The following is a 14864-nucleotide window of genomic DNA, read 5'->3' as shown; positions in this document are numbered from 1 at the left end:
CCCCTTATATAGTTTATCGGTCGTTCCTCTTAAATTAATAGTTACTTTTTAAAATAATGATAATGATTAGAAGAAATTCTTCATATTTACGAGTAAAAAGAAGTACTTTTCCTTTCTATATTCAAACGTAAATTTGCTATAATTAATGAATCGACATATGATGAAATGGTCATGTAACCATTTTGTATATTCATTGGAGGCGCATGTTGTGACACAACCCATGAAATATGAGAGGGCAATCGTCATTGGCGGAGGTATCACCGGGATGCTCGCTGCAAAAGTTTTATCAACGTTTTATCATCAAGTTTTGATGATTGAAAAGGATGAACTGCCGGACTCTCCTGAGAATCGTCTTGGCACTCCTCAAGCCTTTCACCCACATAGAATGCTGCCACTTGGCAATCAAATCGTTGAACGTCTATTCCCTGGTTATACAAAAGAGTTACTGGCAATGGGCGGATTTAATACCATGCATCAAACCTCTCGATTTATCACAAAAGATGGCGAATTAACGCTCACTGATAGAGAAGAAACCGCCGTCACAAGACGTGCAATGCTAGAGTGGGTGCTGATGCAAAGAATAGTAAAAGAGGAACGTGTGCAGTTTTTAGAAAAACATGAAGCCATCTCTCTTCAGTTTAAAGAGGGAACAAATCAGGTCATGGGGCTCATCGTGAAGAACCGGCAAGTAAAACCTGGAAGCATTCATGAAATAAAAGCAGACTTAGTGATCGATACGTCTGGAAGAATGTCCAAATTGCCAAAATGGCTGAAAGACGCTGGATGGACCTTACCAAAGACTGATGAGTTACATGTGTTTCTAGGCTACAGCACAAGATATTATCACATACCATCAGGGGCCCCACCCCTGCAATCAATGGTCGTAGTTGGCCAGCCAGACAAGCAAATTCCAACAGGACTGTTTGAACGGGTTGATCATGATTTAGTGGCTGTTCTTCTTTCTGCAGCTGGCGGTTCACATTATCCAACAACGGATGCTGATCAATTTGATTCAGAAACCGCTGCACTGACCCACCCCGCGATAGCAGAAGCCATCACCCATTTAACGCCCTTTACAAAACCAAAAGGATTTAGAGTTCCTTCCTGCGTGAGACATCACTATGAACACATGCAGGATTGGCCAAGTGGATTATTGGTGATGGGCGATGCCTTGTGTACGTTAGATCCCATTCATGGACAGGGCATGACAAAGGCAGCCCTCGAAGCACAAACACTTGACCGTATGCTCAAACTAGCACAAAAAAATGAGCGGCTGTCTTTTGAAAAGGACACATTACAACAAATGCAGCAAGCGAGTGAACTTGGCTGGTGGCTTTGTGCGATTGCTGATATGGCGTGGGACGGCGTCGAGTTAAAAGGAGAAGCAACCATCCCCCACTTGACGTTCGTACAGGAATTTTTAAATCGCTACGTACAATTCGCCATTGTGACAAAACAGCCTGAATGTCTTGAGTCGTATCACCGGATGCATTCTTTTTTATTAGAACCAAGAGAAATCATCAACTTAGAACAGCTGCACAACATGATTCAAGCTGACACCTCTGGAGAAACCGCTGAATGGTGGAAGCAATGGGATCAAAAGAACGATGAAGGCAACCTAGCTTTTTTCCATGAAGCGGTTCCTGACTTTCGTCTAGAGCACTTGCTGTCATTTGAATGAAATAAAAAAAGCCCCTCTCAAAGGGACTTTTTCATTAACGTAATAATTGAAGTACGTTTTGTGGCTGCTGGTTTGCTTGCGCTAACATTGCTTGAGATGCTTGAGAAAGAATGTTGTTCTTTGTGAACTCACTCATTTCTTTTGCCATGTCAACGTCACGAATACGAGACTCAGCTGCTGTTAAGTTTTCAGCAGAAGCACCAAGGTTGTTGATTGTGTGCTCTAGACGGTTTTGGACTGCACCAAGAGCTGAACGCTGTTTAGAAACAGCGCCGATTGCTGCGTCGATTTTTGCTACTTCGGTGTCAAAGTTAAAGCCTTCTTCATTAACTACAATATCTTTTACAGTTAAAGTTTCTGCATCCATTTTGCCAATCTGTACGTTGATATTTTGCTCAATGTTTGCGCCAATTTGAAATTGGAATCCTTCTTCAACGCTACCATCCAACAGATTCTTTCCGTTAAATGCTGTACGCTGAGAAATACCATCAATTTCATCAACCAAAGCAGTAAGTTCTTCTTGAATAGCTGTTAAATCTTCTGTTTGTTGAGTCCCAACGTTACCTGCTTGAACTGTTAATTCACGCATACGTTGAAGAATCGCATGTGTTTCAGTTAATGCACCTTCAGCTGTTTGAATAAGCGAAATGCCATCTTGTGCGTTTTTAGACGCCATTTCTAATCCGCGGATTTGTCCACGCATTTTTTCAGAGATCGCAAGACCTGCTGCGTCATCTCCTGCACGGTTGATACGAAGTCCAGAAGAAAGCTTCTCCATGTTCTTTTGCCCTGCACCATTGTTGGCAGACAAACGGTTCAGTGTGTTAAGTGCTGCGATATTGTGGTTAATTCTCATGTTAAATGACCTCCATGTGTTTGAACCAATTGGACGTCCTTATCCAAAAGTTCTAAATTAGAATTTTTTTGTAAGCCTTACAATCCATTTATCGAACATTTATGGAATATGTTTAACAAAAAAGGAATAAATAAGGATAAAGTCTCATTCACTATGGTCGTTTCGCTAGAGTATTCCAAATTTAAAGGTCATTTTTCATGATTTATAACAGGGGTTTAAGAATCATAAGACTGGAGAAAACGCGAAGAAAAAAACATAAAAAAAAGCCCCATAAAGGGGCCTGTCATTAACGTAGTAATTGAAGTACGTTTTGTGGCTGTTGGTTCGCTTGTGCAAGCATTGCTTGAGACGCTTGAGAAAGAATGTTGTTCTTCGTGAACTCACTCATTTCTTTCGCCATGTCAACGTCACGGATACGAGACTCAGCAGCTGTTAAGTTTTCAGAAGAAGCACCAAGGTTGTTGATTGTGTGCTCTAGACGGTTTTGAACTGCACCAAGTTTAGCACGCTGAGATGAAACTTGGTTGATAGCTGAATCAACAATTTTTAGTTGTGTGTCAAAACCAACATCTGTAGCATCTGCTGCATTAGTTGCAAAGGCTGTTACATCTAAATCTTTAATGGATTGGTTTGCAACGATACCACCAGTTCCATTATCGACACCTAAAGCATCTGCACCCATATCTTGGATGTTCACTTTGATTTGTTGAGTTGCATTAGCTCCGATTTGGAAAACTAAAGATGGGTCAGTATTTACTGGTGGGGTAGAAGCTTTAAAATCACCATTTAAAAGTTTTTTACCATTGAATTCTGTACGATCAGAAATACCATCAATCTCTTCAATTAAAGCATCCATTTCGTCTTTAATTGCAGTTAAATCCTCACCTTGCTGTGTACCAGTATTTCCAGCTTGTACGACTAGTTCACGTACACGTTGAAGGATTGAATGAGTTTCAGTTAAAGCACCTTCAGCTGTTTGGATAAGAGAGATACCGTCTTGTGCGTTTTTAGAAGCCATTTCTAATCCGCGGATTTGCCCACGCATTTTTTCAGAGATTGCAAGACCTGCTGCGTCATCTCCTGCACGGTTGATTTTAAGACCAGAAGAAAGTTTCTCCATGTTCTTTTGGCTCGCACCGTTGTTTGCAGATAAACGGTTTAATGTGTTAAGTGCTGCGATATTGTGGTTAATTCTCATTTCCTATTACCTCCATGTATATGGGACCTGACAGACGTCCTTGTCTGAAAAAAGTCCTTTATTCTAGGGCTTAACAACCCTAACAATTAAAATATCGGTTTATTTTAAAGGATGTTTAGCTTGATTCAAGATTAATTTATGAATTTATCTGTCTAAATTCACAATTACGCTTAATACCCCACTCCTAAATTTTATTAAAAAATTAAATATCATCCATATTTTTTAATTAATAAATACAAAAAAGCCCCATAAAGGGGCCCGTTATTAACGTAGTAATTGAAGTACGTTTTGTGGCTGTTGGTTCGCTTGTGCAAGCATTGCTTGAGAAGCTTGAGAAAGAATGTTGTTCTTCGTGAACTCACTCATTTCTTTCGCCATGTCAACGTCACGGATACGAGACTCAGCAGCTGTTAAGTTTTCACCAGAAGCACCAAGGTTGTTGATTGTGTGCTCTAGACGGTTTTGAACTGCTCCAAGCTTAGCACGTTGAGCAGATACTTGGTTGATTGCAGAATCAACAATATTTAATTGCTCATCAAAACCGCCTGCAGCAGCAGCAGCTACATCTGCAAATTTAGTCACATCAATGTCTTTAACACTTTGACCAGCAACAATTACTCCAGCATTTTTTGCACCAATTGCATCCGCACCCATATCTTCGATATTAACATCAATTTGTTGAGTTGCATTAGCACCAATTTGGAAAGTCAAACTTTTTGTAGTTGCAGGATCACCAGTATCTTTAAACGTACCATCTAACAATTTTTTACCGTTAAACTCTGTACGGTTTGAGATACCGTCTACTTCTTCTTGTAGAGCTTTAATCTCATCTTGGATAGATTGAAGGTCAGTACCTTTATCTTGTGTACCAGTGTTTCCAGCTTGTACAACTAGTTCACGAACACGTTGAAGGATTGAATGAGTTTCAGTCAATGCACCTTCAGCTGTTTGGATAAGAGAGATACCGTCTTGTGCGTTTTTAGACGCCATTTCTAATCCGCGGATTTGCCCACGCATTTTTTCAGAGATTGCTAGACCTGCAGCGTCATCTCCTGCACGGTTGATTTTAAGACCAGAAGAAAGTTTCTCCATGTTCTTTTGGCTCGCACCGTTGTTTGCAGACAAACGGTTTAATGTGTTAAGTGCTGCGATATTGTGGTTAATTCTCATTTCCTATTACCTCCATGTATGTGGGACCTGACAGACGTCCTTGTCTGAAAAAAGTCCTTTATTCTAGGGCTTATCAACCCTGACAATTCTATTATCGGATGTGGTTATAGGATGTTTAGCAGATTTTTTAAAAGATATCACATTTTTTCATGACGTTAATCCTAATTTTAACAAATTTATCAAAATAAAAGCTGCTGATCTCTTATCAGCAGCTTTATCATTTATGAATTTCAGTATTGCTTGATATCAAACATTAAGATATTTTGGTATACGACATAATCCTTCTTACTTGTGAAAGGACCTTTATTGTGTTCATCATTGATTTCATAGAAGTTCATACCAATACCAAAGCTTCTTTCTTTGTACCAGTTAAGAAAATCGTTGATTTCTTTCATTGAAAGCAGATAATCCTTTTGCAGCCCGTTTATCATCGTAATTGAAAGTATGCCTTTTGCTGCTTCTTCACCAGGTTTTGTTCCGTCTTGATCCTTTGGTTCTTCAGTTGAACCATCACCAGGTTTTGTTCCGTCCTGATCTTTCGGTTCTTCGGTTGTGCCATCATCTGGCTTTGTTCCGTCTTGATCTTTCGGTTCTTCGGTTGTGCCATCATCTGGCTTTGTTCCGTCTTGATCTTTTGGTTCTTCGCTTGTTCCATCACCTGGTTTTGTTTCATCCTGATCCTTTGACACTTTTTGCAGATCTTTTAATGGAATAGAAATAACAGATTTAAAATTGTTTTTGACAGAATGACTACCAATTGATTCAGCATAATCTCTTCCACCAATAACATATAATTGATCATCAGCAATAACTGCTACAGATCCAACTCTACCTTCAGGAATTTCATATAAAGAATCTTGAACTTGACTAGTTTGTGGATCAAATATCTGAACTTGTTTTAATAATTTACTCGATCTATCTCCAATTTGCTGACCGCCAATCATAAATAATTTATGATTGGCGGTCGCATATGCAGCTTCATATGCAAAAGAATTTAATTGAATATCCTTTAAGCGTTGCCACTTACCAAACGTCATATCATATTCTAAAATGTCTTTATCTTTCGCTCGGCTAACATTAGCCTCACCACCAGCAATATATAACTTTCCATTTATCTCTGAAATGCTTCTACCCTGACGAGGAGCTAATTGAGAATTATCTAAGCTTTCCCACTCTCCACTTACCGTATCATAGGAATAAAAATTTACTTGAGAGCTTGATAAAGATGCTACTATATAAATTTTTTCTCCAACTGTAACTGCTCTTAAGGAACCAGTTATATAAGATGTATATATAAATTTCTCAGGCATCTTAATTGGTTCTTCTGTCCATTGATCTAGTTCCGTATCATAAACATCGATGGTTTTGTGAACTGTTTTAGTTGTATCAGTAAGACCGCCAATAACATAGATTTTTTTACCTACTGTCGCGTAAGCAGCGCCCGTTCTTTCTCTAGGCATACTTGCTTTTTCTGTCCACAAATCAGTTTTAGGATCATACATATATGTTGCATCGTTGAATTTTGATTGCTGACTTGCTCCACCAAATACATATATTTTTCCATCAACTACTCCTACACTTGCTCCGATACGCTCTTCCGGTAAGTCCGCCCGCTTCGTCCACCCATTTGTCTCAGCTGCATGAGCTTTTAACGGATGAATTGTGACCATCATAAAAATAGTCAAAAGCACTAAAAATAAACCTTTTTTCATCGTTTCTTTCCTCCATATCTTAAATATCCCTCCTTTTATCGACATATTTGTAATAAAATTTAATTTTTATCATTGTACACCAGAACAAATATCCTCAAATCGCACCTGTTATTTACCCTCACACATACATCACCGGCGTTGATATTTTAATAATCTTTCCGCCGCGACGATAAAATCTTGGGACGCGCCGGCTTAAGGTGGCGATGACTTCGTAGTTGATCGTATTGAGCATTTCGGCGATTTCATCGACAGAAATTTCTCCGCCCTTTTGACGACCATATATGACGACTTCTTCGCCTTGCTTTGCTTTCATTTCTCCTAAACTGATCATCGTCATATCCATGGTGACGCGGCCAGCAATCGGCATTCGTTTTCCACGGAAAAGCATAAATCCTCGATTGGATAATGCTCGTGAGTACCCATCTGCATAACCGATTGGTATGGTTGCTATCACTTCATCAGGTTTTGCTACATAGGTTGCCCCATAGCTGACGGTCCTTGGCTTTGTCACCATTTCCTTCACGAATGCAATCCTTGCTTTTAAACTGAGAGCGGGCTCTAGCTTAACAGCATCTAAACTCTCAATGTATTGCGAGGGATACAGTCCATAAAGTCCGATGCCTAGCCGTATCATATCTGCGCTAAATTCAGGAAATGCGATGGCAGCCGGTGTATTGTTCATATGTACAGTGGGCAAAGTAATGCCTTCTTTTTTTAAGAAACGAAGAAAATCAATAAAAATGCTGTGCTGCATTAGTGTGAAATCAGGGTCAGGCTCATCCGCAGTGGAGAAATGCGTAAATATTCCATCCCACCTCAGGTTTTCACTCTTTTCAAGCGCCTCCACCACCTCTAACAGCTCTTCCTTTGTCCGTACACCTAATCGTCCCATCCCTGTGTCAACATTGACATGAATCCCAAGGCGATGCTGACTCTCTTCTTCCGCTAAGATCTCATTTGCTTGAACAATCCAGTCTTCTCGAAGGCCGGATAGGTCAATTCTCCAGGCTGCAGCCCTTTTCACACAGTCGAGCGGGGTAAATCCAAGGACCAGAATCGGTGCTTCAATTTTTGCTCTCCGCAATACAATACCTTCTTCCAAGCTGGCAACCGCAAGCTCTGTCGCACCGCTTTCTAGTGCCTGCCGCGCTACTTCAACTGAGCCGTGTCCATAAGCATTTGCCTTTACGACAGCCATGATCTTGCTTTTCCTTGGAATATGCGCTTGAATGGCTTCGATATTTCTTTTAATCGCGTCAAGATTGACCTCGATCCAGACTTCCCTGCAAAGCTTTTGCATGTATGTTTCCTCCAGTCATTTCGATATCAATGATCGTTTTCGTGTCTAGTCTATCTTTATTCATTTTTGAGAAAAACATTCAACCGCAATGATTGAACCAGCTTTTGTCTTGATGGACATAAAAAAAGAAACCACCTCAAACTGTGATTTCTTCTTTATGAACAGTCATTTATTAAACCGCAGATTTCATCATTGAATCAATTTCATGATAAATCTCCTTCAGATTTTCTCGTTCAGTCAAATATTCGGCAGTGCTCTTACGAACAGGCACATCAAATGTCAGAAAGGTGAGCGTAATCGTTGATGATTCCTGATCATTCATAGTTAATCTCAATTCAAGTGTCGAGATCTCTTCATTATTATCACTCTCAACAGATTGTTCAATCGGTACACCATCTTCTAACATGTCAACTTGCTTCAACTCTTTCAAGGAAAGCTCAGTGACTTCAAACCTGAATTTTCGAGATGAGCGGCCAGGTTGATGTGTAATAAAGCGTATTACCTTTCGCTCATCATCAATCGCAAAGCCTTTATCAACATTTTGTGAAAAGATGTATGTGGAAGCCTGAAACCCGTCTTCTTGAAAAAGCATCATCATTTTATCTAATAATATATTTGGATCATTCTTTTCTTTTTGCCTTTGCAGCCTACCCGCTATCCATAAAATGACCATTGCACCGATGATGCTAAAAACCGTTCCCAGCCCATTACCTACATCTACGAAAATAGTAAAGCCTAAAATAGCAACAATAAAAGCGATTACAATGCCTATGATGAATATCACTCCATGCTCCTCCTGTCATGACCCTCATTGTTATATTGGTTTAATCAAGTATAGCATCTGGATTTTGATCGAAAAAAAAATCTATTATAGACTAAACAGACACTATATTCATTTCGCTTTTAAATAGAAAGGATTTTTATGATGAACCTCTACACGACAGACGAAATCATTGATGCTCTTTATAAAGCCTGGTCCTCTCAATCTAGTTCAAAATGGAGTAAAGAAAACCCGGCCAATGGACAATGCGGTGTCACTTCTTTAGTCGTCCATGATCTTTTAGGCGGAAAAATAAACAAGACCGCATTACCTAGCGGATGGCACTTTTACAACGTAGTGAATGGAAAAAGAATCGACTTTACTTCTTCACAATTCTCGGAGGAAATCGTTTATATGGATGTCCCTTCAAATCGAGAAGAAGCATTTCAAGATACGAATGAGGATCAATACCGATATTTAAAGGAACGAGTCCTAAAATATTTAAACATTTAATACTCATGAAAACAGACCATATGAGGTCTGTTTTCATTGCAGTTTGATAAAGTGTTTAAAAGATAGGCAGTAAGAATTCACACACCTTATCTTCGCCTTCTTCTCTATACCTTTCCATTATAGGTGCCTGACGCATGTTTAATCGATTGTTTTGGATCATTTGAGGCAATTGTCTCCAAAACAAATTCACTTTTTCGGTTGTATGTGTCACCGTGAACACAGCATACTTTCCTCCCTCAAAATGACCAGTCTGAACCATTTGATCTTTTGAGAAATCTCTATTTGTCATAAGCATGAGGTCGTATCTGCATTTTTCTGATGGAATTTTTGCAGGATCATCTTGAGGAACACCATATATACCATATTCCTTTAATTCATCATTTAAATGATGTTGCTTAATCCATTTTTTAAATCTCTTCATCATCTCAAAATTCTCTTTGCTGCCATATGATCCGATATTTCTCATATACACCATTTTCATATTCGTTAACATTTCAATTTTGTAATTCATGATTTCCCTCCAATTTTTATTGGAAGACTGGCCAATCATTCCTTACAAACAACGGTAACATCCTTTAAAATATAATGCAGTAGGATATTAAAAATAATGTAATGCATGATGGAAAATACATATGTAGGATTTGCGATCTAGATCGTACATGAAGTAACTCATTTTCTCTTCATTAGATATCAAATTTTTTCAAATAAAAAAGAGCAGACTATAGCCGCTCACTTTTTATTGATTTTCCTTTGAAGATTTAGCACCGAGAAAGACGCCAATCAAATAGATGATTGTTCCAAAAAACAAACCATTTAACAAACTGATAAACAACATCTTACAAACTAGGCCAACATAATAAGACGCTGGCGTCTCTGGAAACACAGCCATATTGAACAGGCTAATCATAAAGGTTAAAGCAAAAGATATAATGAAAATCCTTCGAAATAATGTTGATTTTAACATTGTCACTTTACTTCCTCCTCAATATCTTTTCTATGGAAAAAATATTCTTTATTCATAGCATATATTCAATCTTAAAATAAAAAGCCCTTTAAGGGCTTTTTATTTAAGCAGTATAACCGATACTTGCAGTATGACCTCTCCTAGCTTCATCATGACTTGCTGTCACTTCAGATGTAAAATAACCAACAATACTGATGACACTGATCATCACGAATACTACTGATAATGTTTTAAATTTCATACTGACAGTCCCCCCGCTTCACTTGAGTTTGGAAATAAAGAATCTTTTCATAGAAATGCATCGCATTGTCTTTATCTCCCATTTCATTATAATATTTTGCAGCATCTTTTGCTAAATCTTCAAGATCAGGATACATTGACTTTATTTCTAGCGATTCCATTATTTTTTCCAACTGCTCAAAATTGTTGTCAACATATAGTGATCTTAAAAATTTGAATATCAATAACAGCACATGGTCTTTCAGCTTTTCAGATAGTTCTATGCCGTTATTTAAAGCATACTTACCTAAATCCTTTTCTTTCTTTTTGAAATAGGCTTTGGACAACATAATGAGCGGGTCTAAGATTCTATTTAAATGTTCGTATCCCTGCTCTCTAAATGCTCGAATTGAGTCATTAAAATGTATAATTGCTTGGGCTATTTCATTATGATGAAAATAACTCAACCCTAAATTATAGAGTGCTGATCCTTTTAATCGTTTTGTTGAGTTGTCGGCGGCTTTTTCTAGTGCGTGTTGAAAATGGGGTATTGCTTTTTCGGGGCAGCCCATATCTATATAGTTTAATCCGATCACAAAAGAACATTGTATTTCTCTTACTGTGTATGTCTCTTTTTCTCGATAGCATTCTATCGCCTGAGCGATATGGTGCATGGACATGTGGGTTTGTTTCATGTGGTAATAGATTTCAGCCATCTTGTAATTGAACTCGGCCCGTTCGATATCGTCACTGACAAGAGACAGCTTTTTTTCTGCCCGTTTATAGAAGGTAATCGCATTTAGGTATTCATAGTTTTCAAATTCATACATGCCGTAGAAAAAATTGAAATAATACTCGAGCAATCCTGTTAATTTCTCTTGGTCTCTTTTGATCTTCATTGCGAGTTCCTTGAAGTTGGCCCGCTCTTTCCCATTTTCTAAAGGATTCAAGTAATCAAGCATTAATTTATGTCTGAACTCCATGAGTGAGAAATACAATAATAAATCTTGATTTTCTTCCATATGATCAAGCATTGATTTGATTTCCTCTTTATATGCTTCGGCGTCCGGTACGTTAAATCTTTGAATATGATAATACCATTCATTGATTTTCAAACCGACGTGAGAAGAAAGCACTTTCTCCATCAGCCCTTACCACTTCCTCTATTTTCCCTATAATGACATATATTATCATTTTATGTACCATTCGACACCGAAAAGAAACCGCAAAAAGGCCCAATAAAGGGCCGTGAAATTGATAAAATAAAATGACTTCTATTCATAAATAAGCACCCAGTATTCCGCCCCAGGTTCTCCTTCTTCCACAACAGCCTTCCACCCTCTTTTTTGATAAAAAGATAAAGCTTTGTGATTGTCGGAGACACATTTGAGGGTGACCGGTGTTCCTAAAACTTTTATAGCCTGTTTGAGCAGCAGATCGCCAGCCCCTTGACCAGCAGCTTCTGGATGTACAAACAAAAGGTGAATAAAACGATCTGGTACATATAGAGAAATGAATCCAAGGATTTTATTGTTCTCCTCAGCTAAGAAAATTTGCTCTTCCTGCGTATCTTGATCAAAATCTTGCAGATGGAGTTCTTCTGAATTGAGCCAGTGAAAGCTCTGGCGCCGGGATTTTAAATAGATTTGTCTTAATTGTGGATAATCGATCGTTTTTGCTTCTCGAATGAGCAATAGAATTCCCCCGTTTTTATTGAAATGTGAAGCAGCATTATTTAACTCGACACTTCTCCTGCTTTTCTACCAAGTTTCATTGATAACTGAACGCCAATCATTAACGAGACGATGACAAGCATTGCCACAATGGAAGCATAAAAATGTCCGCTTAAATCGAAAACCAAGCCAATGAAAAACGGACCGAATCCACCCACGATGTACCCGCCCATCTGCGACATCGCGGACCAGGTTCCGGCTTCCTCCGGAGTACTCGTCTCCATAATCGGGAGCATAAGCGCTAAAGGAAATAACCCCCCGGCACCCATACCTAGGAAAATGACGGCTGGCAAGAACGGCATTGGCAGAAGAAGAAAGATAAGACCAATGAGTTCAGACAGACTGCATAAGATGAGAAATAATTTCGGTTTTCCTAACCGAGTAACGACCGCTGGAACGAGTAGTGCCACCGGAATCTGAATGAGTGTAAATATGGTCAAGAGCATGGCAGCATATTGCGGACTGTTTCCAAAACTAAGAGCAATCGGTGAAATCCATGCCGTCAAAGAATAAAACATACTGGACATAAAGCCAAAGAACAAGGTGAATTGAATGGCCTTTTTGTTTCGCAGCGGCAATTTTAACGGCAACGTTACAAGATCACTCTGCTCATTTTTGCGAGCTAAACCTATCCATAGAATAAGGGCGATCACCCCTAGAATAGCCCAGCAGGACAATGCAAATGGAAGATGATGCTGACTGCGCAGATAAATCGGAATCGTGAAGCCGGAAGCGAGCGCTGCACCTATTGTCATCGAAATTGAATACACACTGACAATACCAGGATTTCTCGGGAAATATTTTTTAATAAAACTAGACAATAAAGGACCTGCGAAGCTAATCCCTACCCCTCCAGCAAACGCAGTCATGAGCAGGATAGCAACCGATTGGCTAGTACCACGCAGTGCAGTGGCAATCGTGATAAGAAGAATCGAGAAAAACAGCGTTCTCTCTAAACCAAAACGCCGGCTGAGTATCGTTGCAACAGGAGCAAATATTCCCATACAAAGGACAGGCAAAGTGGTCAAAAGACTTGCTGTCAGTGCGTTTACTCCAAGCTCTGATTGGATCATGCTCATCATGGAAGCCACGGAAGTAATGATCGGACGTAAGTTTAAAGCGGCTAAAAATAAAGCGGCTAAATAATATATTTTTTTCATCAATACCCTTCTTTCTCTCTCATCTTGTTAAGGTTACTTTGAGTATAAATCTGCCGCATTCATTGATCAATACAATAAATCGTATTATGATGATAGGAAAAGACTATCATTTATGGAAGGTGGACATATGGATACCCGGCATATTACCTATTTTATGGCTGTATTCAACCATTTGCATTTTACAAAAGCCGCTGAGCAGCTAGGTATATCACAGCCTACACTTAGCCAGCAAATTCGACTGCTTGAAGCAGAAGTTGGGATGCCACTCTTTGATCGAATCGGCAAAAAGGTCGTTGCTACCGAAGCTGGTTCGCTGCTTTATCAATATGGCGTGAAAATGCTTCAAGCTGAAAGAGATGCAAAGAATGCGATGAAAGAACTATTATCGGAAAAACGAGGAACCGTTCGTCTCGCAGTACTCCCCTCAGATCTTGATTTTCAGCTGGTGCCACTATTTGTAGAATTTAAAACTCTTTATCCAGAAACCAATCTAAAGGCATATTCAAATATCTTCGTTCGTGAAGAAGTCCTTTCGCATAAAGTGGATCTCGGCATCGGACTGCGAGGGCCTGCGGATAAGCGTCTCGTTCAAATTCCACTTGGAAGTGAGCCTTACGAATTATTTGTTCATTCAGAAAGTTATTTGGCCCAAAAGAGCGAAGTGTCATTAAAAGAGCTGACTCACCGTGCGTTGGTCATGTATCCGAAGGGATATCTAGGGAGGGATTTAGTAGATGACGTATGTAAAGAACAGGGTGTTGAACTGGACACTGCCATGGAGGTTGGGTCCGCGTTTTCGCTATTGCAGCTGGTTGAAGCAGGAATCGGTGCAACCATTCAGCCAAGAGGATTACTAAAACAACATTCAACGTGGCCCAATATTGTTTCGATTCCTATTGCTGAGCCAGCACCTGTCCGTCACTTGGAATTAATTTATTATGCAGATCGATTTGTCAGCAAAGCACAACAGCAGCTATCTGAATGGCTGATAGACTTTTTCAAATCAAGAACTAACTAAAAAGTGAGGTTAACACATGAAGAATGCAAACAGCATATTTACAAGAACAAACCGGGTTGTTATTCGCCAATTTGATAAACAGGATATTGAAGCATTTTATCAGTACCGAGCAAATCCCTCTATTGCAAAATTTCAATCTTGGGAAAACTACACGTACGAAGATGCTGAATCATTTGTTCAACATCAAATGACGCAAAAACCTAATCAACCGGGGACGTGGTTTCAATACGCTATTGCCTTATCTGAGTCCAATCAGCTGATAGGAGATTGCGCCATCCATACACTAGATAGTGAACCTAGAATCGTTGAAATAGGTTTTACCCTCGCGCCTGAATACCAAGGAATGGGCTATATTCACGAAGCTCTCAGTTCAATCTTCGAATATATTTTTGTGACATTGAACAAACATAAAATCATTGCCTTTACAGATGTGCGCAACGAAAAATCCATTCGAGTGCTGGAACGTTTAGAAATGAGACGCGAAGGACATTTGCTGCAAAATTATATGTCGAAGGGACATTGGGTCGATGAATATCAATATGCCATTCTTCAATCTGAGTGGGCCGCTAAGCGTCATTAA

15 protein-coding genes are annotated in these 14864 nt (G+C 39.3%); 4 read left to right on the top strand and 11 right to left on the bottom strand.

Annotated features, from left to right (window positions below; all coding sequences use genetic code 11):
• Window positions 1-208 precede the first annotated feature (208 nt).
• Window positions 209-1681, top strand: coding sequence for an FAD-dependent monooxygenase (locus MHH65_RS05955; RefSeq protein ID WP_120207238.1), 1473 nt, complete (start codon window positions 209-211; stop codon window positions 1679-1681).
• A 34-nt stretch (window positions 1682-1715) separates the two neighbouring features.
• On the opposite strand, the gene hag (MHH65_RS05950) is transcribed toward MHH65_RS05955, so the two are convergent.
• The 6 genes from hag (MHH65_RS05950) to MHH65_RS05925 form a co-directional block, all read right to left on the bottom strand.
• The gene (gene hag, locus MHH65_RS05950) at window positions 1716-2537 is read right to left on the bottom strand and encodes a flagellin Hag (RefSeq protein ID WP_025093449.1); all 822 of its coding nucleotides are present in this window, start codon (window positions 2535-2537) and stop codon (window positions 1716-1718) included.
• Window positions 2538-2823: 286 nt separating this feature from the next.
• Window positions 2824-3735 (bottom strand): flagellin Hag, encoded by a 912-nt coding sequence (hag, locus tag MHH65_RS05945; RefSeq protein WP_041116353.1) that lies wholly within the window; start codon window positions 3733-3735, stop codon window positions 2824-2826.
• A 264-nt stretch (window positions 3736-3999) separates the two neighbouring features.
• Window positions 4000-4905 carry a flagellin Hag gene (hag, locus tag MHH65_RS05940; RefSeq protein ID WP_046310661.1) on the bottom strand — a complete coding sequence of 302 codons (906 nt, stop codon included), beginning with the start codon at window positions 4903-4905 and terminating at the stop codon, window positions 4000-4002.
• Window positions 4906-5135: 230 nt separating this feature from the next.
• Window positions 5136-6617 (bottom strand): kelch repeat-containing protein, encoded by a 1482-nt coding sequence (locus tag MHH65_RS05935; protein WP_024426767.1) that lies wholly within the window; start codon window positions 6615-6617, stop codon window positions 5136-5138.
• Window positions 6618-6735: 118 nt separating this feature from the next.
• A complete protein-coding gene (gene alr, locus MHH65_RS05930; protein WP_024426766.1) occupies window positions 6736-7917 on the bottom strand; it encodes an alanine racemase in 1182 nt (393 codons plus the stop codon).
• 172 nt (window positions 7918-8089) lie between these two features.
• On the bottom strand, window positions 8090-8701 hold the full coding sequence (locus tag MHH65_RS05925; protein ID WP_024426765.1) for a GlsB/YeaQ/YmgE family stress response membrane protein: 612 nt from the start codon (window positions 8699-8701) through the stop codon (window positions 8090-8092).
• A gap of 141 nt (window positions 8702-8842) precedes the next feature.
• On the opposite strand from MHH65_RS05925, the gene MHH65_RS05920 reads away from it, so the two are divergent.
• Window positions 8843-9190 (top strand): hypothetical protein, encoded by a 348-nt coding sequence (locus MHH65_RS05920; protein WP_098677366.1) that lies wholly within the window; start codon window positions 8843-8845, stop codon window positions 9188-9190.
• 55 nt (window positions 9191-9245) lie between these two features.
• Here the strand turns inward: MHH65_RS05920 and MHH65_RS05915 are convergent, their stop codons facing one another.
• The 5 genes from MHH65_RS05915 to MHH65_RS05895 all read right to left on the bottom strand — a co-directional run bounded on the left by MHH65_RS05915 (window position 9246) and on the right by MHH65_RS05895 (window position 13266).
• Window positions 9246-9701: a GyrI-like domain-containing protein gene (locus tag MHH65_RS05915; protein WP_024426763.1), complete on the bottom strand. Its 456-nt coding sequence runs from the start codon at window positions 9699-9701 to the stop codon at window positions 9246-9248.
• A 556-nt stretch (window positions 9702-10257) separates the two neighbouring features.
• Window positions 10258-10395 (bottom strand): aspartate phosphatase, encoded by a 138-nt coding sequence (locus tag MHH65_RS05910; RefSeq protein WP_095408252.1) that lies wholly within the window; start codon window positions 10393-10395, stop codon window positions 10258-10260.
• The gene (locus MHH65_RS05905) at window positions 10385-11518 is read right to left on the bottom strand and encodes a Rap family tetratricopeptide repeat protein (protein WP_046310635.1); all 1134 of its coding nucleotides are present in this window, start codon (window positions 11516-11518) and stop codon (window positions 10385-10387) included. Before MHH65_RS05905 ends, MHH65_RS05910 begins: the two co-directional genes overlap by 11 nt.
• A gap of 129 nt (window positions 11519-11647) precedes the next feature.
• Window positions 11648-12067, bottom strand: coding sequence for a GNAT family N-acetyltransferase (locus MHH65_RS05900; protein ID WP_065214252.1), 420 nt, complete (start codon window positions 12065-12067; stop codon window positions 11648-11650).
• 41 nt (window positions 12068-12108) lie between these two features.
• Window positions 12109-13266 carry an MFS transporter gene (locus MHH65_RS05895; RefSeq protein WP_098677326.1) on the bottom strand — a complete coding sequence of 386 codons (1158 nt, stop codon included), beginning with the start codon at window positions 13264-13266 and terminating at the stop codon, window positions 12109-12111.
• 112 nt (window positions 13267-13378) lie between these two features.
• On the opposite strand from MHH65_RS05895, the gene MHH65_RS05890 reads away from it, so the two are divergent.
• Both MHH65_RS05890 and MHH65_RS05885 read left to right on the top strand, forming a co-directional pair.
• Entirely contained in the window at window positions 13379-14284 is a 906-nt protein-coding gene (locus MHH65_RS05890) for a LysR family transcriptional regulator (protein ID WP_342497899.1), read from the top strand.
• 16 nt (window positions 14285-14300) lie between these two features.
• On the top strand, window positions 14301-14864 hold the full coding sequence (locus tag MHH65_RS05885; RefSeq protein WP_098677324.1) for a GNAT family protein: 564 nt from the start codon (window positions 14301-14303) through the stop codon (window positions 14862-14864).

It is taken from the genome of Bacillus sp. FSL L8-0654, from assembly GCF_038629965.1.
Taxonomy (GTDB): Bacteria; Bacillota; Bacilli; order Bacillales; family Bacillaceae; genus Bacillus; species Bacillus safensis.
This window is presented reverse-complemented; position numbering and strand designations above follow the sequence as displayed.